This is a genomic window from Nonomuraea sp. NPDC049714, assembly GCF_044465295.1.
In the GTDB taxonomy this organism is placed as follows: domain Bacteria; phylum Actinomycetota; class Actinomycetes; order Streptosporangiales; family Streptosporangiaceae; genus Nonomuraea.
This window is the reverse complement of the sequence record NZ_JBITLM010000001.1, coordinates 1,139,572-1,161,008: the sequence shown is the minus strand read 5'-3', so window position 1 is coordinate 1,161,008 and position 21,437 is coordinate 1,139,572. Positions and strand designations below refer to the sequence as shown.

Annotated in this window: 16 protein-coding genes; 13 read left to right on the top strand and 3 right to left on the bottom strand. The window is 72.2% G+C overall.

Features of this window, described 5'->3' with window-relative positions; all coding sequences use genetic code 11:
• Positions 1-17: 17 nt before the first annotated feature.
• A complete protein-coding gene (gene dinB / locus ACIBQX_RS05535; RefSeq protein ID WP_397000903.1) occupies positions 18-1,259 on the top strand; it encodes a DNA polymerase IV in 1,242 nt (413 codons plus the stop codon).
• Positions 1,260-1,461: 202 nt separating this feature from the next.
• Entirely contained in the window at positions 1,462-1,860 is a 399-nt protein-coding gene (locus ACIBQX_RS05530) for a DUF3040 domain-containing protein (RefSeq protein ID WP_397000901.1), read from the top strand.
• 75 nt (positions 1,861-1,935) lie between these two features.
• Here ACIBQX_RS05530 and ACIBQX_RS05525 read toward each other — a convergent pair whose 3' ends face one another.
• From ACIBQX_RS05525 to ACIBQX_RS05515, 3 genes are read right to left on the bottom strand one after another with little or no spacing between them, the layout of a single operon-like run.
• Complete coding sequence (locus ACIBQX_RS05525; RefSeq protein ID WP_397000899.1) at positions 1,936-4,359, bottom strand: DUF3488 and DUF4129 domain-containing transglutaminase family protein; 2,424 nt, start codon at positions 4,357-4,359, stop codon at positions 1,936-1,938.
• On the bottom strand, positions 4,356-5,600 hold the full coding sequence (locus ACIBQX_RS05520; protein ID WP_397000897.1) for a DUF58 domain-containing protein: 1,245 nt from the start codon (positions 5,598-5,600) through the stop codon (positions 4,356-4,358). The genes ACIBQX_RS05525 and ACIBQX_RS05520 overlap by 4 nt, the downstream gene beginning before the upstream one ends.
• 8 nt (positions 5,601-5,608) lie before the next feature.
• On the bottom strand, positions 5,609-6,586 hold the full coding sequence (locus tag ACIBQX_RS05515; RefSeq protein ID WP_397000895.1) for an AAA family ATPase: 978 nt from the start codon (positions 6,584-6,586) through the stop codon (positions 5,609-5,611).
• A 472-nt stretch (positions 6,587-7,058) separates the two neighbouring features.
• On the opposite strand from ACIBQX_RS05515, the gene mraZ reads away from it, so the two are divergent.
• From mraZ to murC, 11 genes are all read left to right on the top strand, one after another.
• On the top strand, positions 7,059-7,490 hold the full coding sequence (mraZ, locus tag ACIBQX_RS05510; protein WP_397000893.1) for a division/cell wall cluster transcriptional repressor MraZ: 432 nt from the start codon (positions 7,059-7,061) through the stop codon (positions 7,488-7,490).
• Positions 7,491-7,708: 218 nt separating this feature from the next.
• A complete protein-coding gene (gene rsmH, locus ACIBQX_RS05505) occupies positions 7,709-8,680 on the top strand; it encodes a 16S rRNA (cytosine(1402)-N(4))-methyltransferase RsmH (protein WP_397000891.1) in 972 nt (323 codons plus the stop codon).
• Positions 8,664-9,206 carry a hypothetical protein gene (locus ACIBQX_RS05500; protein WP_397000889.1) on the top strand — a complete coding sequence of 181 codons (543 nt, stop codon included), beginning with the start codon at positions 8,664-8,666 and terminating at the stop codon, positions 9,204-9,206. Before rsmH ends, ACIBQX_RS05500 begins: the two co-directional genes overlap by 17 nt.
• Positions 9,203-12,154 carry a penicillin-binding transpeptidase domain-containing protein gene (locus ACIBQX_RS05495; RefSeq protein WP_397000887.1) on the top strand — a complete coding sequence of 984 codons (2,952 nt, stop codon included), beginning with the start codon at positions 9,203-9,205 and terminating at the stop codon, positions 12,152-12,154. The genes ACIBQX_RS05500 and ACIBQX_RS05495 overlap by 4 nt, the downstream gene beginning before the upstream one ends.
• 40 nt (positions 12,155-12,194) lie before the next feature.
• On the top strand, positions 12,195-13,727 hold the full coding sequence (locus ACIBQX_RS05490) for a UDP-N-acetylmuramoyl-L-alanyl-D-glutamate--2,6-diaminopimelate ligase (RefSeq protein WP_397000885.1): 1,533 nt from the start codon (positions 12,195-12,197) through the stop codon (positions 13,725-13,727).
• On the top strand, positions 13,724-15,151 hold the full coding sequence (gene murF / locus ACIBQX_RS05485; protein ID WP_397000883.1) for a UDP-N-acetylmuramoyl-tripeptide--D-alanyl-D-alanine ligase: 1,428 nt from the start codon (positions 13,724-13,726) through the stop codon (positions 15,149-15,151). The genes ACIBQX_RS05490 and murF overlap by 4 nt, the downstream gene beginning before the upstream one ends.
• Positions 15,148-16,206, top strand: coding sequence for a phospho-N-acetylmuramoyl-pentapeptide-transferase (gene mraY, locus ACIBQX_RS05480; RefSeq protein ID WP_397000881.1), 1,059 nt, complete (start codon positions 15,148-15,150; stop codon positions 16,204-16,206). Before murF ends, mraY begins: the two co-directional genes overlap by 4 nt.
• Positions 16,203-17,567, top strand: a complete 1,365-nt coding sequence (gene murD / locus ACIBQX_RS05475; protein ID WP_397000879.1) for a UDP-N-acetylmuramoyl-L-alanine--D-glutamate ligase — start codon at positions 16,203-16,205, stop codon at positions 17,565-17,567. Before mraY ends, murD begins: the two co-directional genes overlap by 4 nt.
• Positions 17,564-18,850 (top strand): putative lipid II flippase FtsW, encoded by a 1,287-nt coding sequence (gene ftsW / locus ACIBQX_RS05470; RefSeq protein ID WP_397000877.1) that lies wholly within the window; start codon positions 17,564-17,566, stop codon positions 18,848-18,850. The genes murD and ftsW overlap by 4 nt, the downstream gene beginning before the upstream one ends.
• A gap of 12 nt (positions 18,851-18,862) precedes the next feature.
• Positions 18,863-19,936, top strand: a complete 1,074-nt coding sequence (murG, locus tag ACIBQX_RS05465) for an undecaprenyldiphospho-muramoylpentapeptide beta-N-acetylglucosaminyltransferase (protein ID WP_397000875.1) — start codon at positions 18,863-18,865, stop codon at positions 19,934-19,936.
• Positions 19,933-21,342 (top strand): UDP-N-acetylmuramate--L-alanine ligase, encoded by a 1,410-nt coding sequence (gene murC, locus ACIBQX_RS05460; protein ID WP_397000873.1) that lies wholly within the window; start codon positions 19,933-19,935, stop codon positions 21,340-21,342. Before murG ends, murC begins: the two co-directional genes overlap by 4 nt.
• Positions 21,343-21,437 lie beyond the last annotated feature (95 nt).

Here is a 21,437-nt window from a genome sequence, read left to right as displayed (position 1 = left end):
CGGATAGAATAGGCGGCGTGTCTCGTAAGCAGATCACAGGCATGGGCCCCGCTCCGCGGACCGGGGTCGATGACAGCGGCTGTCCGATCCTGCATGTCGACATGGACGCGTTCTTCGCCAGCGTCGAGCTGCTGGAGCGCCCGGAGCTCCGGGGGCGTCCGGTGATCGTGGGCTCGCCCGCCGGGCGGGGGGTGGTGCTCAGCGCCACCTACGAGGCCAGGGCCCGGGGCGTGCACTCGGCGATGCCCATGAGCAGGGCGCGCAGGCTGTGCCCGCAGGCGACGATCATCCCGCCCAGCCACGGCAAGTACACCGAGGTCTCCCGGGGCGTCATGGAGATTTTCCACTCGGTCACCCCGTTGGTCGAGCCCGTCGCCTCCGACGAGGCGTTCCTCGACGTGGCCGGCGCCGGGCGCAGGCTGGGCCCGCCGGCCGTGATCGCCGCGATGATCAGGGCCGAGGTGCTGGAGCGCTTCGGCATCACCTGCTCGGTGGGCATCGCGAGCAGTAAATTCATCGCCAAGCTCGCCTCGAAACAGTGCAAGCCCGACGGCATGCTGGTGGTGCCCGCCGACGAGGTCGTGGCCTTCCTGCATCCGCTGCCCGTGTCGGCGCTGTGGGGCGTCGGCGAGCGCACCGAGCAGTCTCTGGTACGCCTGGGCATCCGCACCGTCGGAGACCTGGCCAGGGTGCCTCCTGGCACGCTCCAGCGCGAGCTGGGGCAGGCGGTGGGCGGTCACCTTGCGGCGCTGGCCTGGGGGCGGGACGAGCGGCCGGTGACCGCGCACGTCCCCGACAAGAGCATCGGCAACGAGGAGACCTTCGCCGCCGACGTCGACGATCCCGAGGTGATCAGGCGTGAGCTGCTGCGCCTGTCCGAACGAGTGGCCGCTCGGATGCGTAAGGCCGGACACGTGGGCAGGACTGTAAGCGTGAAGCTGCGCCGCGCCGACTTCTCCACGATCAGTCGGTCCAGGACTCTCAAGGAGCCCACCGACGTCGCTCAGGAGATTTACGCCACAGCCTGCGAGCTCTTCCAGGCGGCGGATCTCGATCGTGTGCGGCTGCGCCTCGTGGGGGTCCGGATGGAGGGCCTGCGCCCTGCCGAATCGGCGTCACGCCAGCTCAGCCTGGGTGCGCGGGAGACCGGCTGGCGCGAGGCCGAACAGGCCATGGACCAGGCCGTGCGCAGATTCGGTCCCGATGCGGTGCTCCCGGCTTCGCTAGTTCGGGGCAGACTTGATGAAATGGAGGCGTGAGGCGATGTCACGACTTCGGGGGAGGGGAGAATTATGGCCCAGAATGAAGCCATGACGTCACCTCCGGTTTGGTCTGCGTTGGACGTTTGCTTTCGCCTACGTCTACAGCCTCGTATTCTGGGGATAACCGACCGCGAGGTTCGGACACCCCGTGTCGTCCGTTGCCGTATTCCCCGTCCTGGGGCCGTCCTTGGGAGGCGCCGTGCCGCTCTCTGAGCACGAGCAGCGCTTGCTCGACCAGATCGAGCAGGCCCTCTACGCCGAGGACCCGAAGTGGGCCAACACCGTAAGGATCAGTGACCCGCGCAGCCATTACAAGCGTCGCCTGGTCAAAGCCTCCATAGGCTTTGTCCTCGGTGTCGTCCTGCTGATGGTCGGCGTAGTGATCAACTTGATCCCGCTCGGCGTCGGCGGTTTCGTGGTCATGCTCGCCGCGTGTCTGTGGGGTCTGTCCAGCTGGAAACGAATGAATGGGTTCGGTGACTCCGCTTCGGCATCAGGAGCCGGCGACCCAGGCAAGCAGGTCCGCCGGGGAGGAAACCGGGGGAGTTTCATGGAGCGTATGGAAGAGCGCTGGCGCCGTCGTCACGACGAGCACTGAGCGCCGGCACCCATAAGACGAACGTGCGGCCGTTCCCCTCCGGGGGAGCGACCGCACGCACGTTCGGTCAGATCGTCATGCGCCCTTCTGCGCTGCCGTCCGCCGCCATCTGATGTACTCCAGCCGGTCGAAGCCGTCCAGCAGACCCTCGCCCATGCCGCGCAGCCGCCGCATCGTCGATGGCGGCAGCAGCACCGCCCGCACCCGCCTCGCGCGCGACACCGTCGCCGCCAGCGCCTGCCGCACCTTGCGCAGGTCCTTGCTCATCGGGCCGATCTCGCCGGGATCCCGGGCGAACAGCACCCGCTCCACCGTCGTCGCGATCGACATGACCGCCGCCGCCGAACCGGCGTCGAACTCGTACTGCTCGGTCAGCCGCCGCGCCAGCGCGCGCGGCGTCTCGCTCGGCTGACGGGTCAGCCCGTAGTCGCACAGGGCGTCGTCCAGCTCCGCCCAGGCCGCCGCGACCGACGGATAGTTCACCGACGCGATCCTGGCCGTCATCTCGTCCGCCGGCCGCGACACCTTCCAGCCGAGCCTGCGGACCCGCCTGTTCCTCGTCACCACCCTGATCAAGGCCGGGATGAGCAGGATCAGCAGGAGGACGCCCGCGCCGATGCCGATCTGGGCGATCAGCGGCATCGAGTCGTCCGGCGGCAGCCCGCCGGAGGCGATGAGCGCTTCACGGTCGAGCTCACGCGGGTTCTGCCGGGTGCCCGGGTCCTGCGGCTCGTCCGCGGAGGAGCTGGTGGATCCGGGGGTCGGGGCCGCGCTGGAGGTCGTGGCGCGCGGCTGCGGCTGGGTGTAGCCCGGCACCCGGGCGCTGCCCTGGCCCAGCGAGCCCGCGGGGGTCGGCTCGAAGGGCAGCCAGCCCACGCCCTCGAAGTACAGCTCGGGCCAGGAGTGGGAGTCGTTGGTGCCGACCGTCCACTGGCCGCCGATCTGGGTGCCGCCCGTGTAGCCGATCGCCACCCGCGAGGGGATGCCGGCGATCCTGGCCAGCAGCGCCATCGACGCGGCGAACTGCTCGCAGTAGCCCGCCCGGCTGCGCAGCAGGAAGTCCTGCAGCGCGGAGTTGCTGTGCCCCTGCGTCTCCAGGCTGTAGACGAAGCCGCCGGTCTTGGTGAAGAACTCCTGTAGCTGTACCGCGGCCTGATAGGGGGTCTCCGCGCCCTGGGTCTCCTGCAACGCCAGGTCCCTGACCCCCGGCGGCAGGTCGTCGGGCACCTCCAGATAGCGAGGGTCGGCATCCGGCGTGCCCGGTGGGAGCGAGTCCAGCAGGTCGGCCGTCGGCGCAGGCTCGCTCGTGGCGACCTCGTACTCCAGCCCTGCCGCCTCGTCGCGGGTGGAGAAGACCATCAGCGTGCTGACGTCGGCGCGCCAGTCACCGTCGACCCGGATCTCCGTGGCCGGATACGGCAGCGGCAGGAACGACAGCTTGGCGATCTCGTCGCTGATGGTGATGGTGGAGCGGATGTTGTTGACCTTGACTCTCTGCCCCAGGCCCGGTGGCGGAGGCAGCGGTCCGTTGTCCGTCCGGTTCTCCGGCGCGCCCTCCGGCTGCGTCATCCCGAACTGGTCGCCGTCGAAGGTGTCGAGCGCGTAGATCCTCAGGTAGCGGGGCTGGTTGTCGCTGCTGACATAGGTGAGGACGGTGCGCTTCTCGGGCAGCTCCAGTTGCCCCTTCAGGTTGGCGATCGGGTTCGGGATGCTGATCGAGTTGCCCCGGCCGGAGCCGTTGCCGCCCACGCCGAAGCTGAAGAACGAGACCGGCTCCATCGCCGGCAGCGCCGCGGGCACCACCACGGCCAGCGCGATGGCGGCGAAGCCGATCCGCTTGCCCGACAGCCGCAGCCCGCGCGTGTCGGCCACGCCGGCCGCCGCGGGCGCTTCCGCCCGGGCCGAACGGGTGCGGCGCACCAGCACCGCCCGGCCCCAGTGCCCCACCCGCTCACGCCCGTCGGCCGCCAGCATGCTGGTGAACCCGAGCGCCGCGACGATGAACGCGGGCCAGCTGATCGGATCGATCAGGATCGTGGCCGGCACCGTGGCCAGCGCGAGCAGCGGCAGCCCGGCCAGCGCCGCCCGCCGCACCCGCGCCGCGAACAGGTCGACGACGATCGCGATCAGGCCGACGCCGCCGGCGGTCAGCAGGGAGATGCCCTCGTTGGCCGGCACCGGCGCGGCGAACCGCTGGATGTCGGTCCAGCCGGTGCCCAGCAGGCCGGCCAGCTCCAGCACCGACGCCTTGGTCGGCACCACCCACGCCCAGGCCTCCTCGGCGGCGAAGGACACCGTCAGGAAGATCCACAACGCCGCCACGCTGACCAGGGGCGCGGCCCAGGCGGGCAGCGACAGCCGGGTGCTCAGCACGCTGGCGGCCAGCACGGCCAGCACCACGCCGAGCGAGCTCCAGAACCACTGCCCGCCCTCGAAGAGCGGATGGAGCAGGATGGCCGAGGTGAACGTCGCCACCGCGGCCGCTATCGAAAGCCTCATGCCGAACCTCCGGTGAGGGAGTACCTGCCACGGCTGGCGGCATCCGGCCAGACCGAGGCGATCGAGACGCCGGCGGACAGGCGGACGATCCGCCATCCGTAGCCGGCCAGCACGGTCTCCACGGCCTGGAGGTTCTCCGCCGAGCCCGGGGCGCCGCCGTCCCACGTGTCCACGTCGAGCAGCACCGCCACACCGGTGATGCCGCTGTGCCTGAGCCGGGCCAGCTCCCGCGCCTCCTCCGGGTCGAGCGCGCCGACCACGGCCACGATCAGGCCGTCACCGCCGCCCTGCCGAAGCGCGGAAACGCCCATCTCCAGCGAGCGGGCCGAACTGCTGCGCACCATGGAGAGCGTGTCGAGCAGCGACCAGCTCAGCCCGGTGTCCGTCAGGTGCTCGGCGCCCTGGTCCGTCACCAGACGCAGGCCGAGGCCCTCATGCGCGAGGTGCACGCCGATCGAGGCCGCGGCCGAGACCGCCACCTCGAAGGAGGAGCGCGGGCCGTCGCCGCGGTGGGCGTACCTGCGGGTGTCGAGCAGGAGCGCGCCGCGGCTCTGCCACTGCTGCTCCTCGCGCCGTACCATCAGCTCGCCGTGGCGCGCGGTGGAGCGCCAGTGCACCCGGCGCAGGTCGTCGCCCTGCCGGTACTCGCGCGGCGCCACGTCGTCGTCGCCCGCGGCCGCCACGCTCCTGGTGCGGCTGTCGCCGCCGCCGGTCCACTCGCCGGACAGCCGTACGTGCGGCAGCGCCACCACCTGCGGGGTCACCACGAGCGTGTCGCTGATCGTGAACGCGCGGGTCAGCTCCACCAGGCCGAACGGGTCGGCGATGCGCACCGACAGCGGGCCGATCGTGTAGCGCCCGCGCAGGTCGGAGCGCACCCGGTAGTCGATCTCCCGGACGCCGCGCGCCTCCACCCTGTCCAGCACGAACCTGGGCCGCACGCCGAGCGCGTACGGGACCGTGTCCTCGATCAGCAGCAGCCCGGTCGGCAGCCTGGTCACGTTCTCCAGACGCAGCGTCACGGTCGCCTCGCCGCCCACCTCGGCCCTGGCCGGGTCCAGGCGCCGGGCACAGCTCAGCCGGTAGCGGGTGCGTGCCACCACCATCGCGGCCAGCAACGGCAGCGCCGTCACCAGCACCCCGATCCTGAACAAATCGTTCTCGCCCAGCAGGACCGCCATCAGCAGCGCGGCCATCCCGGAGGCGAGGAACGAGCGCCCCCGGGAGGTGAGCGCTCGCATTCCGGCTCTCACGACGACCGGGTCTCCGGCACCGGTACGCGCCTGACCAGCTCTGTCACCACCTGCTCGGGCAGGCGTCGCTGCCCCTGGGCCTCGATGCTCGGCAGCAGCCGGTGCGCGAGCACGGGGATCGCCAGCTCCTGCAGGTCGTCGGGGATGACGTAGTCCCGGCCCGCCAGCGCCGCGTGCGCCCTGGCCGCCCGGACGAGCTGCAACGTCGAGCGGGGGGAGGCGCCCAGGCGAAGGTCGGGGGAGTGGCGGGTGGCCACCGCCAGGTCGATGGCGTACTTCTTGACCGGCTGTGAGACGTACACGCCGCGCACGGCGTCGATCAGCGCGCGCACCTCCGCCGTGGTCGCCACCGGCTCCAGCTTGTCCAGCGGCGAGGTGCCGCCGTGCACGTCGAGCATCTCCAGCTCGGCGGTCGGCTCGGGGTAGCCCATCGCGATCCTGGCGGTGAACCGGTCCCGCTGCGCCTCCGGCAGGGGATAGGTGCCCTCCATCTCGATCGGGTTCTGCGTCGCGATCACCATGAACGGCGAGTCCAGCTGGTACGTCATGCCGTCGACGGTGACCTGACGCTCCTCCATGCACTCCAGCAACGCCGACTGGGTCTTGGGGGAGGCACGGTTGATCTCGTCGCCCACCACGATGTTGGCGAACACCGGTCCCGCTTTGAACTCGAACTCGCGGGTCTGCTGGTTGTAGGCGCTCACCCCGGTGATGTCACTGGGCAACAGGTCGGGGGTGAACTGCACACGGCGCACGGGACAGTCGATGGACCGCGCCAGCGCCTTGGCCAGCATGGTCTTGCCAACCCCGGGGACGTCCTCGATCAGCAGGTGACCCTCGGCGAGCAGGACGGTGACCGTGAGGCGGACGGCGTCGCTCTTGCCCTCGATCACCGACTCGATGGCCTGCTGGATCCGGTGGGCGGTGGAGACCAGCTCGCCGAGCTGGGGAGGGACGTCATGGGTTACTGCCACCAGGCCTCCATGAGAAGTGCTTCGGGCGACCCGCGACGCAAGGGTGCCTTTGCGGGTGCCAAGCCATTGTTTTCCATTATCTGCATGACCCTACGACTCTGGGCGTTCTAGAGCGACTTTTGCGGATAATCCACAGAAGCCCGGTGCTGTTCACGTTCTTGTCGCATACGGGTACGAATCCCGTGACACTCCGCCCCCTCAGCCGCCCCACTTTCCTCCACCGAGGTCCTGTGCGGCACTGCCGCTCCCTTAATAGGGGAGTTCTCCGCCTTCGACACGCCCGCGAGCGGGTGTGCGCCCCCACCGCGCCCCCACCGAGGTCAGGGCTCTGACCTGCGACAACGCGCGCCGAAATGGCGATCAAGAAGGTGTGAATCAGTTGACGGTGGGGAGAAGTGGAGTATGGTGGTGCGCAGTGGAGGGCCCGGTGCGCCAGCGCTGAGCGCTTCACGAGGCACGGGAGGTGGGGCCGATGTTCCTCGGCACCCATCAACCGCGTCTGGACGACAAGGGACGGCTGTTCCTGCCGGCTAAGTACCGTGAGGAGCTGGCGGAGGGTCTTGTGATCACCAAAGGCCAGGAGCGATGCCTCTACGTCTTTCCAGTGGAGGAGTTCCAGCGCATTACCGAGGCTCTCAGCACCGCCCCGGTCACCGCCAAGGCGGTGCGCGACTACAGCCGTGTCTTCTTCGCCAGCGCATCCGACGAAAAACCGGACAAGCAAGGGCGCATCACGATCCCGCAGGGCCTGCGGCAATATGCGGGACTGCAGCGTGACTGCGCCGTCATAGGGGCCAACACCCGGCTGGAGATCTGGGACGCGCAAGCCTGGGACACCTACCTCAACGCACAGGAGCAGGCTTTCGCCGATCTGTCGGAGGAGGTGCTGCCAGGGATTCTGTGAAGTTCACGGTCGAGCCGTCGGAGTCGTCGTTCGGCGAGGTCTCCACCCGCAACCACTGCCGGTCAACTGATGCACCTTCCCCGGTGTCAGATGACGGGCATCCACGAAGAGGGTGCGGATGGGGACCTGGCCGGACGGCACCGGGTGGGGACCCAGCAGGACCGACGGTCGACCGGCCGCGTCAACCGCGAGCCAGGGCGCGAGAGGGGGGTTTGGAGATGCACGACGACATCGGTATGAGCGGTCACGTTCCGGTCATGCTCGAGCGCGTTCTGGAGCTGCTGGCACCGGCGCTGACCGGGGACGCCCCCGTCGTCGTCGACGCCAACCTCGGCCTCGGCGGTCACTCGGAGGCCCTGCTCGCCGCGCATCCGGCGCTGCACCTGATCGGCATCGACCGCGACCCTTTCGCGATCGAGTTCTCCACGCGCAGGCTCGCGCCCTACGCCGAGCGGACCACGCTGGTCCACGCCTCCTCCGACGAGCTGGACGACGTGCTCGCCCGCGCGGGCCGCGAGACGATCGACGGGGTGCTGTTCGACCTCGGGGTCTCCTCGCCCCAGCTCGACGAGGGTGAGCGAGGATTCGCCTACTCCTACGACGCCCCGCTCGACATGCGGATGGACACCGACCAGGAGCTCACCGCCGAGGTGGTGGTCAACACCTACTCCGCCGCCCGGCTGGTGCGCATCCTGCGCGACTACGGCGAGGAGCGCTTCGCCCCGCGTGTCGCGAGCCTGATCATCAAGGAACGGGCGAAGGACCCCATAACGTCGACGAAGCGGCTCGCTGACATCGTCAGGCAAGCGATTCCTGCCGCGACCCGGCGCACCGGGGGAAACCCCGCCAAACGAACGTTTCAGGCGCTGCGCATCGAAGTGAACGCCGAGCTGTCCGCCCTGGAGGCGGCACTGCCCGCGGCACTCGACGCACTGGCGCTCGGTGGGCGAGTCGTCGTGCTCTCCTACCACTCCCTGGAGGATCGGCTGAGCAAGCAGATCCTCACGGCGCGAACCAAGGACAGCAGCCCGCCCGGGCTGCCCGTCCCACTGCCGGCTCACCAGCCGCGGTTCCGCCTCCTGACGAGGGGAGCGGAGCTCCCGAGTGAAGAAGAGCTGGCCCGCAACCCGCGGGCGGCTTCGGCCCGGCTCAGGGCCGCAGAGAGGATCCGTGTTGACGACCAGGACTGAGCAGGAGAGCGGGCAGGCGCCGAAGACGCCCACCCGTGGCGCCGTGCCCAAGACCGGCCAGCGCAGGCCCGAAGCCCCGCACCCGGCCAAACCCGTGCCCCAGCCCCGCCCCGAGACCGACAGGCGGCGCCCGCGGCCCGAGTCCGGCCCGTCGCGCGGCAGGCCGCCGGCCGGCGGGCGGGCGGCGGCCGAGCGTCCGCGCCCCGCCGCCATGCGGCGCCCGGCGCGGCGGCAGCGTGCCCCGTTCGTGCTGCTGGTCGTGGGGCTGCTGTGCGGTGGCCTGGTGAGCCTGCTGCTGCTCAACACCGTGCTGGCCCGCGACTCCATCGCCGCCTCCAAGCTGGTGGACGAGATCTCCGCCGCGCGCCTGCAGAACGAGCAGCTCAAGCGTGAGATCGAGGAGCGCAAGCTGCCCGAGGTGATCGCCAAGCAGGCCGAGGACCTCGGCATGAAGCAGTCCCTGGACAAGGTCAACCCCTACACCTCCGGTTCCACCGAGACCGGCCAGGCGGTCCAGGGGCAGTGAGCAACTCGAGCGGCAGGGGTCAAGGTCCCGGTCGTGGCGGCGCCGGCTCTCAGGGAGGGCCTGGCGCCGCTCGTCGTACGCCGGGCGGCCCGGGACGGGCGGGGCGCCAAGGCGGCTCCGCCCGTTCGGAGGGGGCGGGCCGCCCGGCGGCGGACGGCCCGGCGGACGAGCCGCGCAAGCAGCCGGACCCGTTCGACCTGCCCTTCGGACGAGACGACAGCCCTCGCAACCGTCCCCCGCAGGACCCCGCCGACGGCTCTCGCGGCCGCTCCCGCCGGGACCGCGCCGAGGACGACGCCGACCCCACGCGCGGCCGCCCCGGCAAGGGCGGCGAGCCCTCCCGCGCCCGAGCCCGCCGCGACGACGAGCCTCCGCCCGGCCGGGGTCGCCGGGACGACGAGGCTTCGCCTGGTCGGGGCCGCCGGGACGGCGAGCCCTCGCGGGGCAGGTCGGGACCGGACGAGGGCGATGCGCCGCGCAAGGGCGGTAAGACGCCGCGCGGCGGCGTCGGCCCCGACGCGGACGACACCCCGCGTGCCCGATCCGGCCGTGGCCGCGAGGCCGCGCCGGGACGGCCCGGCCGCGACGACCACGACCCCGCACGCGGACGAACGGGCCGCGACGACCACGACGCGTCGCGCGGCCGGGTACGGCACGACGACGACCGCCTGCGTGGCCGGGCCGCGGGCAGGGATGAGGACCGTTCCCGTGGGCGGTTTCGGCAGGATGGCGGGGACGTTCCGCGTGGCCGTGCCGGCGGAGACGCGCCGCGGGCCCGTGGCAGGGGACCGCAGGACGATGAGCGGCCGGGCGTGCGGGGCGGCGGGCAGGACGGCGCCCCCCGTCGGACGGCCGCCGGCGGCGGGCGCGCCGCCACCGACCCCACCGACGCCACCCGTGGCCGAGGCTCCGGCGGCACCCGCCCGGACGGTCCGGCGAGCGCCCGCCCCGGGTCCCGCGCGGGGACAAGCGGGGCCGCCGGGGCAGGCGGCGGCGCCAGGGCGAGCGGTGGTGCCGGGACAGGTGCTCGCGCGGGTGCCGGCGCAGGCGCGCGCGACAGGGCCGAGGGCCGCGGCCGTGGGCGTGACGACGACGGGCCGCTTCCCCGTACCCCTTCGGCGCGCCAGGACGGGGGACGGGCGCGTCCACCGGGCGGCGGCGACGGGCCGCCGCCGAGAAGGCCCCGCAGGCCGCCGGCACCGCCGAGGCCGCCGCTCATCCTGCGGCTGGGCAACCCGCGCAGGCGGATCAACCTCGGCCTGATCGGCATGACCTTCATCCTGTCGATCTTCGCCGGCAGGCTGATCCAGATGCAGGGCCTGGACTCCAAGGTCTACGAGGCCGCGGCCGTCGGCCAGCGTCAGCACACGGAGAAGGTGCCGGCCAAGCGCGGCGCGATCACCGACGTCAACGGCCACGCCCTGGCCGTCACCGTGGAGGCGCGCGACATCGCCATCGACCCGACGAAGGTCCCGGCGGCCGCGCGGGGCAAGGTGGCCGCGCTGCTGGCCCGCCATCTGGGCAGGACCGAGCAGGAGATGGTGGCCAAGCTGGCCCGCGTCGACACCCGCTACCAGCTCCTGGCCAGGGGCGTGGTGCCGACCGTGGCGGACGCCCTGCTCAAGGAGCCCATCCCCTCGCTCACCGAGACCAGGACCTACCGCCGCGCCTATCCGGCGGGAGACCTGGCGGGCAGCCTGATCGGGTTCGTCGGCGACGAGAAGGACGGCCTGGTCGGCATGGAGCTGGTGCGTAACTCGGTGCTGGCCGGCCAGGACGGCGAGTTGCGCATGGAGACGGGCCGTGACGGGCAGCGGATCCCGATGACCGCCACCCAGCGCACCCCGCCGGTCGACGGCCGCGACGTGCGGCTGACGATCGACCGCGACATCCAGTGGGCCGCCCAGCGGGTGATCGCCGAGCAGACGCGCGAGTCGGGCGCGAGCAGCGGCACCGTCATCGTCATGGACGTGCGCACGGCGCAGGTCCTCGCGATGGCCAACGCTCCCGAGCTCGACCTGAACAACTGGCGCAAGGCCCCCGAGTCCCACTACGTCAACCGGGCGGCCGCCGAGGTCTTCGAGCCCGGCAGCACCAACAAGGTGATCACCGCCGCCGCCGCGCTGGAGGCCGGGGTGGTCGAGTCGGACTCGGTGTTCCACGTGAAGGACCACATCCAGTGCGCCGACCGGGTGCTGCGTGACGCCCACCCGCACCCGCCGGAGGACATGACCTTCCGCCAGGCGGTGGCCCAGTCCAGCAACGTCGCCACCGTCATGGCCGCGCGCAAGGTCGGCAGCCAGGGCCTGTACGAGATGCTCAAGGACTTCGGCTTCGGCGCCAGGCCCGGAGGCGGCGTGCCGGGCGCCGAGGCCGGCCTGCTGCCCGACTACAAGAAGTGGTCGGGCAGCCAGAGCTGCACGATCGCCTACGGGCAGGGCGTGTCGGTGACCGCGCTGCAGATGGCCAGCGTCTACCAGACCATCGCCAACGGCGGCGTGAAGATCGAGCCGCAGATCGTGGCGGGCAGCACCGACGGCTCCGGCCGGTTCGTCCCCGCCAAGCCCGGCGCGCAGACCCGGGTGATCAGCGACAAGACGGCCAAGGAGATCACCGCGATGCTGGAGGAGGCGGTCGGCGCGGAGGGCACCGGCGAGCTGGCGGCCATCCCCGGCTACCGCGTGGCCGGCAAGACCGGCACCGCGAACCGCTACGATGCCGAACTCGGCCGCTACGACGGCTACACCGCCTCGTTCGTGGGCTTCACGCCCGCCGACGCGCCCGCGCTGGTCGTGCTGTCGGTGCTGCAGAATCCCAAGAACGGCCACTTCGGGGGGCAGCTCGCCGCCCCGGTGTTCAAGGATGTGATGACGTTCGCCATCAAGAGCAGGAAGATTCCTCCCACAGGCTCGCCCGAGTCCGCGGTGCGGACGCGCGCGGGACAGTGACCAGGGAGGGTACGCTGCCGCCGTGCGTCCCCCGTCGTCTATGCGTCCAACGACCAATCCGCCCCGCCCGCTGACCGGGCTGGCGAGCATGCTCGATGCCGATTCCGGCACCGAGCGCTCGCCTCATGCCGCGCTGACCGGGGTCGCCATCGACTCCCGCCAGGTGCGGCGCGGAGACCTCTACGTCGCCGTGCGCGGCGCCAGCGCCCACGGCGCGGACTTCTCGGCCGAGGCCATGGCGGGCGGTGCCGTGGCGGTGCTGACCGACCCGGCGGGCCGGGAGGGGGCCGCCGCCACCGGGCTGCCGGTGCTCATCGTGCCCGATCCGCGCGCCGTGCTCGGCCAGATCGCCTCCTGGGTGTACGGCCGGCCGACCGCCGACATCATGATCGCCGGTGTCACGGGCACCAGCGGCAAGTCCACCACGACGTTCCTGCTGGAGGCCGGGCTGCGGGCGGGCGGTCACACGACCGGGCTGGTCGGCGGCGTCGAGATCCACGCCGCCGAGCTGTGCTTCGAGCCCCGGCTCACCACGCCCGAGGCTCCGGAGCTGCACGGCCTGTTCGCCCTCATGCGCGAGCGGGGCGTCACCGCGGCCGCCATGGAGGTCTCCAGCCACGCGCTCGCGCAGGGCCGGGTGGACGGCGTCTTCTACGACGTGGCGCTGTTCACCAACCTGTCGCAGGACCATCTCGACTTCCACCGCGACCTCGACGACTACTTCACGACGAAGGCGCGGTTGTTCCAGCCCGAGTTGAGCCGGGTGGGCGTGACCAACCTCGACGACCCGTACGGCCGGGAGCTGCTGCGCCTGGCCAAGGTGCCGATGACCACCTTCTCCGCGCTCGGCTCGCCGGAGGCGGAGTGGCGCGCGCTGGACGTGCGGCTGGGCGCCGACGGCAGCGCCTTCAGGGTGGTCGGGCCCGGCGGGGTGGAGGCGGACGCGCAGATCTCGCTGCCCGGCCCGTTCAACGTCGCCAACGCGCTCGGTGCGATCGTCACGCTGGTCGAGGCCGGCGTGCCGCTGCAGAGCGCCGTGCACGGCGTCGGCACCCTCACCGGGGTGCCGGGCCGCATGGAGCGGGTGACCGGCGCCGGCGACGACTTCCAGGCCGTCGTCGACTACTCCCACAAACCCGCCGCCGTCGAGTCGGTGCTGCGCTCGCTGCGCCAGGTCACCGCGGGCACGCTCACCGTCGTGCTGGGCTGCGGCGGCGACCGCGACCGGGGCAAGCGCCCGCTCATGGGCGAGGCCGCGGCCCGGCTGGCGGACGTCGCGGTCTTCACGAGTGACAATCCTCGCTCCGAGGATCCGCTGGACATCCTGGCCGCCATGATGGAGGGGGCGCTCCGCGTTCCCCGGCATGCCCGCGCTCATGTGATCATTGAGCCCGACCGCGCCGCGGCCATCGACCTGGCGGTCGGCCGGGCCGGACGCGGTGACGTGATAGTCGTGGCAGGCAAGGGCCACGAGCAGGGCCAGTACGTTTCAGGCGAGGTGATCCCCTTCGACGACAGGGAGGTGGTCGCCGCCGCGATCGACGCACGCAAGGAAAGCAGGAAGCACGAATGATCCCGTTGCCTCTGGCCAGGATCGCCGAGATAACCTCGGGCGCCCTGTCGGGCATGGCAGACCCCCGCGCGGTGGTGCGGGGTCCCGTCGTGATCGACTCACGGGACGCCGAACCGGGATCCCTGTTCGTCGCCTTCAAAGGCGCGCGGTCCGACGGGCACGACTTCGCGGCGCAGGCCGTTCGCGCGGGCGCCGTCGCGGTGCTGGCCAGCAGGCCGGTCGAGGCGCCCACGATCATCGTGCCCGACACCGCGGCCGCGCTGGCCGAGCTGGCGACCTCGCAGGCCGCCGCGCTGCCGAGGGCGACCGTGATCGGCGTGACGGGCTCGGCGGGCAAGACGACCACCAAGGACCTCCTGGCGCGGCTGACCGCCCGGATCGGGCCGACCATCGCCCCCGCCGGCAACTACAACAACGAGATCGGCCACCCGCTCACGGTGCTCAGGGCCGACGCCGACACCCGCTACCTGGTGCTGGAGCTGAGCGCCCGCACCATCGGCAACATCGCCGACCTGGCCCGCATCGCGCCGCCCGAGATCGGCGTGGTGCTCAACGTCGGCACCGCGCACATCGGCGTGTTCGGCGGCAAGGAGGCCATCGCCAAGGCCAAGGGCGAGCTCGTCGAGGCGCTGCCGCGCACCGGCGTCGCCGTACTCAACTATGACGACCCGCAGGTGCGCGCGATGGCCTCGCGCACCGACGCCCGCGTCACCTACTTCGGCCGCGCCGAGGAGGCCGTCATCCGCGCCGAGGAACTCGTCATGGACGAGCGCGGGCGCGCCTCGTTCACGCTGCGCACCCCCTCGGGCGCCGCGCCCGTGCGGCTCAAGCTGTACGGCGCGCACGCGGTGGACAACGCGCTGGCCGCGGCCGCCGCGGGCTACGAACTCGGCCTGCCGGTCGCCACCATCGCCGCGGAGCTGTCGCAGGCCGAGCCGCGCAGCCGGTGGCGGATGGAGGTCACCGACCGGCCCGACGGCGTCACGATCGTCAACGACGCCTACAACGCCAACCCCGACTCGATGCGGGCCGCGTTCGAGGCGCTGGGCATGCTCGGCCGGGGCCGCCGCCGTTTCGCGGTCATCGCGGCGCTGCGCGAGCTCGGCGAGGACAGCCCCGCGCTCAACGCGGAGGTCGGCCGCCTGGCCGGCGGCAGCGGCCTGGCGGGCCTCATCGTCGCCGGCCCCGACGCCGGCCCGATGCTCGAAGGCGCCCACGCGGCGGCCCAGCAGGCCGCGCAGCGGGCCGCCCAGCCCGGCCATCCCCCGCCTTCCACGCACATCGTGCACGTGCCCGACGCCCAGGCGGCGGCCGCCGAGATGGGCCCGTGGCTCCGGCCCGGCGACGTCGTGCTGATCAAGGGACCGCGGGCCATGGGCCTGGAGCGGACGGCCGAGCTGCTGCTCGGGGGGGCCGCGCAGTGACCAACATCATCATCGCCGGCGCGGTGGGGTTGATCCTGTCGATGCTGGGGACCCCGCTGGCCATCCGGCTGTTCTCCAGACGCGGCTACGGCCAGGAGATCCGGGAGGAGGGCCCGTCGGGCCACCACGGCAAGCGGGGCACGCCCACCATGGGCGGCACCGTGATCGTGCTGGCCTCCCTGCTGGCCTACGGCGCCTCCCACCTGATCCTGCTCGACGCGCCGACCGTCTCCGGGCTGCTGGTGCTGTTCCTGATGACCGGCCTCGGCGCGGTCGGCTTCCTCGACGACTTCATCAAGATCTACAAGCAGCGCAGCCTCGGCCTGCGCAGCGGTGCCAAGGCGCTCGGCCAGCTCATCGTGGGCGCGATCTTCGCGGTGCTGGTCACCCAGCAGCCGAACATCTACGACATCACGCCCGCCGAGCCCCGGCTGTCCTTCCTGCGCGACTTCGGGCCGTCGATCGGCATCGTGGGGTTCACCATCTGGGTGCTCATCATGATCGTCGGTTTCTCCAACGCGGTGAACCTCACCGACGGCCTCGACGGCCTGGCCAGCGGCGCCACCGGCGTGGTGCTCGGCGCCTACGTGCTGATCGGCAACTGGCAGCTGCGCAACAACTGCATCGACCAGCTCGGCCCCAACTGCTACTGGGTACGCGACCCGCTCGACCTGGCCGTGGTGGCCGCCGCTGTCCTCGGCGCGCTGATCGGCTTCCTGTGGTGGAACGCGCCTCCGGCCAAGATCTTCATGGGCGACACCGGGTCGCTCGCCCTCGGCGGCGTGCTGGCCGGCCTGGCCATCGCCACCCGCACCCAGTTGCTGCTCATCCTCCTCGCCGGCCTGTGCGTGATCATCACGCTCTCGGTGATCATCCAGGTCGGGTTCTTCAAGATGACCGGCAAACGGGTGTTCAGGATGGCGCCGCTGCAGCACCACTTCGAGCTCAAGGGCTGGGCGGAGACCACGATCGTGGTCCGCTTCTGGCTCGTCGCCATGCTCTGCGCGGCCCTCGGGCTCGGCCTGTTCTACGTCGAATGGATGCCCAGGCCATGACCCTCACCTGCGTCGCCGGGCTCGGCGTCTCCGGCAGGGCGGTGGCCAGGGTGCTGGCCGAGCGGGGCGAGCGGGTCGTGGTCGTGGAGTCCACGCCGGGCGAGCGGCAGCTCGCCGCGGCCGCCGACCTGTCCGGGCGTGGCGTCGAGGTCCGCTTCGGCCCGCTGGAGCTGCCCGACGGCGCCACCCGGCTGGTCAGCACCGGCTGGGCCCCGCACCACCCGCTGATCGCCGCCGCCGGCGCGGCGGGCGTGGAGGTGATGGGCGAGGTGGAGCTGGCCTGGCGGCTGCGGCCCGCCCAGGCGGCCCCCTGGCTCGCCCTGACCGGCACCAACGGCAAGACGACCGTGGTACGCATGCTCACCGCCATCCTGCTGGCCGCCGGGCGCAAGGCGCTGGCCGTCGGCAACGTGGGCGTGCCGGTCATCGAGGCCGTGCGCGAGCCGTACGACGTGCTCGCCGTCGAGCTGTCGAGTTTCCAGCTCCACTGGTCCAGCACGCTCGCCCCGCACGCCGCGGCCGTCCTGAACGTGGCGCCGGACCATCTCGACTGGCACGGGTCGATGGAGGAGTACGCCGCGGCCAAGGGCCGCATCTTCGAGCGCGCCGGGACCGTCATCCACAACGCCGACGACCCCGAGGCCGTCCGCCTGGCGGCGCCGTACCCGCACGCGGTCGGCTTCACGCTGGCCACGCCCAGGGCGGGTCAGGTGGGCGTGGTGGAGGACCTGCTCGTCGACCGGGCTTTCGTGGCCGATCCCGCCGAGGCGGCCGAGGAGCTCGCCACGCTGGCCGACGTGCGCCCGCTCGCGCCGCACAACGTCGCCAACGCGCTCGCCGCCGCCGCGCTGGCCCGCTCGCTCGACGTCCCGGCCGAGGCCGTACGACAGGGTCTGCGGGACTTCGTGCCGGACCCGCACCGGATGGCGCACGTGGACCGGGTGGGGGAGGTCGACTACGTCGACGACTCCAAGGCCACCAACCCGCACGCCGCCGCGGCGGCTCTGTCGTCCTACCCGTCGATCGTGTGGGTGGCCGGCGGGCAGCTCAAGGGCGCGGACGTGGACGAGGTCGTCAAGGCGACGGCCGGCCGGCTGCGCGGGGCGGTGCTGCTCGGCGTGGACCGCGGCCGGATCGCCGAAGCTTTGGCGCGACACGCGCCGAATGTCCCCGTGGTGGACATCAGTGGGCAAGACACTGGGGTGATGGACCGTGTCGTCACCGAAGCCTCCCGGCTCGCCTCCCCCGGAGACACCGTGCTGCTCTCTCCGGCCGGCGCGTCGCTGGACATGTTCGCCAACTACCCCGCGCGAGGGGAGGCCTTCGCGCGTGCCGTCCACGCCCTAAAGGCGGCGACGTGAGCGCGACGACCGAGGAGCCGCGCGCCCGGCCCACCGCGTCCGAAGCGCCGTCGAGCTGGGCCCGGGAGCGGCTCGCCGCGCTGAAGGAGCTGCTCGACAAGCCGCTGACCACCTACTACCTGATCCTCGGGTGCAGCGCGCTGCTGCTGGCGCTCGGGCTGATGATGGTGCTGTCGGCCTCCAGCATCGAGGCGATGCAGGAGACCGGCAACCCGTTCTACTGGTTCATCAAGCAGTCGCTGTCGGCGGCGGTCAGCCTGCCGATCATGTGGGCGTGCACGCGGCTGCCGTACAAGTTCTTCCGCTGGGCCGGCTACCCGCTCATGGCGTTGTCGATCATCGCCCTGGTCCTGGTGCTGTTCGTCGGCTCGTCGGAGCTGGGCGCGCAGCGGTGGATCTACGTGGGGCCGTTCACCTTCCAGCCGTCGGAGCCGGCCAAGCTGGGGCTGGCCCTGTGGGGGGCCGACCTGCTGGCCCGCCGGGCCCGCGCCGGGCGGATCGAGTGGCGGCACATGCTCATCCCGCTGATGCCCGGCACCGTGATCCTGGCCGTCCTGGTCATGCTCGGCCGCGACCTGGGCACCACGCTGGTGCTGCTCATGATCTTCCTGTCGCTGCTGTGGGTGGTGGGGGCGCCGGTGAAGCTGTTCGGCGGCATCCTGTCGCTGGCCGTGCTCGCCGCGATCATCATGATCCGGGTCGAGCCGTACCGGATGGCCCGCGTCAGCGTCTTCCTCGACCCGTGGGCCGACGCGCAGGGCGCCGGCTACCAGGCGGTGCAGGGGCAGATCGCGATGGGCTCCGGCGGCTGGTTCGGGCTCGGCCTCGGCAGCAGCAGGCAGAAATGGGACTGGCTGCCGCACGGGGAGAGCGACTTCATCTTCGCCATCCTCGGCGAGGAGCTGGGACTGATGGGCACGCTGATGGTGGTGGCGCTGTTCGGCCTGCTCGGGTACGCCGGGCTCCGGGTCGCCTCCCGGGTCAACGACGCGTTCATCCGGCTGGTGGCGACCGCGACCGTGGCCTGGATCGCCGGTCAGGGCATCGTCAACATGGGCGCGGTGCTCAGCATTCTGCCGATCACCGGGATCCCGCTGCCGCTGGTCTCCTACGGCGGCTCGGCGCTGCTGCCGACGCTGGCCGCGCTGGGCATGCTCCTGTCGTTCGCCAAGCGCGAGCCAGGCGCGCGCGAGGCTCTGGCCGCGCGTGGCCCCGGACCCGCCGTCCGGGCTCTAAGCTGGCTTGGCCTGGGGGGCATGACCAGAGGCCGAGACAGACGTTAGGGAGTGACCGACATGAGGGTGGTCCTCGCTGGTGGCGGGACGGCCGGGCATATCGAGCCCGCCCTCGCCCTGGCCGACGCGCTGCGCCGCCTCGACCCACGCATCGGCATCACCTGCGTGGGCACCGAGCGCGGCCTGGAGACGCGGCTCGTCCCCGCCAGGGGTTACGAGCTGGAGCTGGTCCCCGCCGTGCCGCTGCCCAGGGCGATCACCCCGCAGCTGCTGACCGTGCCCGGCCGGCTGGCCGGGGCGGTCAACGCCATGGCGGCGATCTTCGACCGGGTGCGGGCCGACGTCCTCGTCGGTTTCGGCGGCTACGTCGCCACGCCCGCCTACCTCGCTGCCAAGCGGCGCGGCCTGCCGATCGTGGTGCACGAGGCCAACCCGCGCCCCGGCCTGGCCAACCGGCTGGGCTCCAGGCTCACCGAGCACGTCTTCACCGGCTTCCCCGACGCCGCGGGCCGGGCCGAGTACATCGGCACCCCGCTGCGCCGCGAGATCGTCGAGCTCGACCGGCTGTCCATGGGCGACAAGGCCCGCTCCTGGTTCGGGCTGCAGACCGACAGGCCCACGCTGCTGGTGTTCGGCGGCTCCCAGGGGGCCAGGTCGATCAACGAGGCGGCCCTCGCCGCCGCCCACGCGCTGCGCTCCGCCGGCGTCCAGGTGCTGCACGTGATCGGCCCCAAGAACACCGTCGAGCGCGAGCCGCCGCCCGGCGACCCGCAGTACGTCCTGCTGCCGTACGTGGACCGGATGGATCTCGCCTACGCCGCCGCCGACCTCGCGCTGTGCCGCAGCGGCGCGCTCACCTGCGCCGAGCTCACCGCCGTCGGCCTGCCCGCCGCGTACGTGCCGCTCCCGCACGGCAACGGCGAGCAGCGCGTCAACGCCGAGCGGGTGGCCGCGGGCCACGGCGGCCTCCTGGTGGACGACGCGCACCTGTCATCTGATTGGATCATCCACAACGTGCTGCCCATCCTCCATGACCCGGAAAGAGTCGCCGCGATGTCGGAGGCCGCCTCCAGACTGGGGAGGAAGGACGCCGACCTCATACTCGCCAGGAAAGTGTTGGAGATAGCCCGATGAGCCTCGTCAAGCTGGTCGATCCCGTCGCCGCCGAAGACCTGGGGCGGGTGCACTTCATCGGCATCGGGGGCGCGGGGATGTCGGGCATCGCGCGCATCCTGCTCAAGCGCGGCGTGCGCGTGTCCGGCAGTGACGCCCGCAGCAGTGACCTCGTCGGGGAGCTGCGCGAGCTGGGCGCCACCGTGCACATCGGCCACGCCGCCTCCCACATCCGCGACGTCGACACCGTGGTGGTCTCCACCGCCATCCGCGACTCCAACCCCGAGCTGGGCGAGGCGCTCAAGCAGCGGCTGCGGGTCATCCCGAGGGCCGCCGCGCTCGCCTCCGTCATGGCCGGGCGCACCGCGGTCGCCATCGCCGGCACCCACGGCAAGACCACCGTCACCTCGATGCTGACCGTCGCCCTGCAGAAGTGCGGGTCCGACCCCTCCTACTGCGTGGGCGGCCAGCTCGTCACCACCGGGCTCGGCGCCGACGAGGGCTCCGGCCGGGTGTTCGTCGCCGAGGCCGACGAGAGCGACGGCTCGTTCCTGATGCTGGCGCCCGACATCGCCGTGGTGACCAACGTCGAGGCCGACCACCTGGACAACTACGGCGACCCGCGAGCCGTGCACGACAGCTTCGCCCGCTTCGCCGAGCGGGTCGGCTCGCTGCTCATCGCCTGCTCCGACGACCCGGGCTCGGCCGAGCTGGCCGCCGTCGCGCGCGAGCGCGGGCTGCGCGTCCTGACGTACGGCGCCGAAGGCGACTACCGGATCAGCGGCGTACGGCCCGACGGGTTCGGCACCGTCTTCACCGTCGAGGGCCCCGGCGCCTGCGCGGGGGAGGTGCGGCTGTCGGTTCCCGGGGCGCACAACGCGCTCAACGCCACCTCGGTCATCGCCGTGGCCGACGAGCTGGGGCTGCCGTTCGAGGAGATCAGGGACGGGCTGTCGGCCTTCACCGGGGCCAAGCGGCGCTTCGAGGCCAAGGGCGAGGCGGGCGGCGTGGCGGTGTTCGACAGCTACGCCCACCACCCGACCGAGCTGGCGGCCGACCTCAGGGCCGCGCGTGACGTGGTCGCCTCCTACTCCGGCCACGGGCGGGTCGTCGCGGTCTTCCAGCCGCACCTCTACTCGCGCACCCGGTTCTTCGCCGAGGAGTTCGGCGCCGCGCTGGGGCTGGCGGACGAGGCGATCGTGCTGGACGTCTACGGCGCGCGCGAGGACCCGGAGCCGGGCGTCTCGGGCGCGCTGGTGGCGGGCCGGGTGCCGCTGCCCGCCGGGCAGGTGGCCTACGCGCCGGACCGGGCCGCGGTGCCGGAGCTGGTGGCCTCCCGGGTCCGCGCGGGCGACATCGTGCTCACCATGGGCGCGGGCGACGTGACCGAGCTGGGCCCGCAGATCGTGGCCCGGCTGTCCCACTGACCGGCCCCGGTCCCTGCGGCGTCCGGGTGGTTCTCCGGTCGTCCGGGAAGGGCTGTCTGGCGTGGCGTGCGGTCTTCGTGCGGGCGGCGGCGTAG

Bases quoted from the DNA above. Each gene is read 5' to 3' on its own strand.
- ACIBQX_RS05525 (WP_397000899.1), bottom strand. From the start codon at position 4,359: ATGAGGCTTTCGATAGCGGCCGCGGTGGCGACGTTCACCTCGGCCATC.
- ACIBQX_RS05520 (WP_397000897.1), bottom strand. From the start codon at position 5,600: ATGCGAGCGCTCACCTCCCGGGGGCGCTCGTTCCTCGCCTCCGGGATG.
- mraZ (WP_397000893.1), top strand. From the start codon at position 7,059: ATGTTCCTCGGCACCCATCAACCGCGTCTGGACGACAAGGGACGGCTG.
- rsmH (WP_397000891.1), top strand. From the start codon at position 7,709: ATGCACGACGACATCGGTATGAGCGGTCACGTTCCGGTCATGCTCGAG.
- ACIBQX_RS05490 (WP_397000885.1), top strand. From the start codon at position 12,195: ATGCGTCCAACGACCAATCCGCCCCGCCCGCTGACCGGGCTGGCGAGC.
- murF (WP_397000883.1), top strand. From the start codon at position 13,724: ATGATCCCGTTGCCTCTGGCCAGGATCGCCGAGATAACCTCGGGCGCC.
- murD (WP_397000879.1), top strand. From the start codon at position 16,203: ATGACCCTCACCTGCGTCGCCGGGCTCGGCGTCTCCGGCAGGGCGGTG.
- murG (WP_397000875.1), top strand. From the start codon at position 18,863: ATGAGGGTGGTCCTCGCTGGTGGCGGGACGGCCGGGCATATCGAGCCC.
- murC (WP_397000873.1), top strand. From the start codon at position 19,933: ATGAGCCTCGTCAAGCTGGTCGATCCCGTCGCCGCCGAAGACCTGGGG.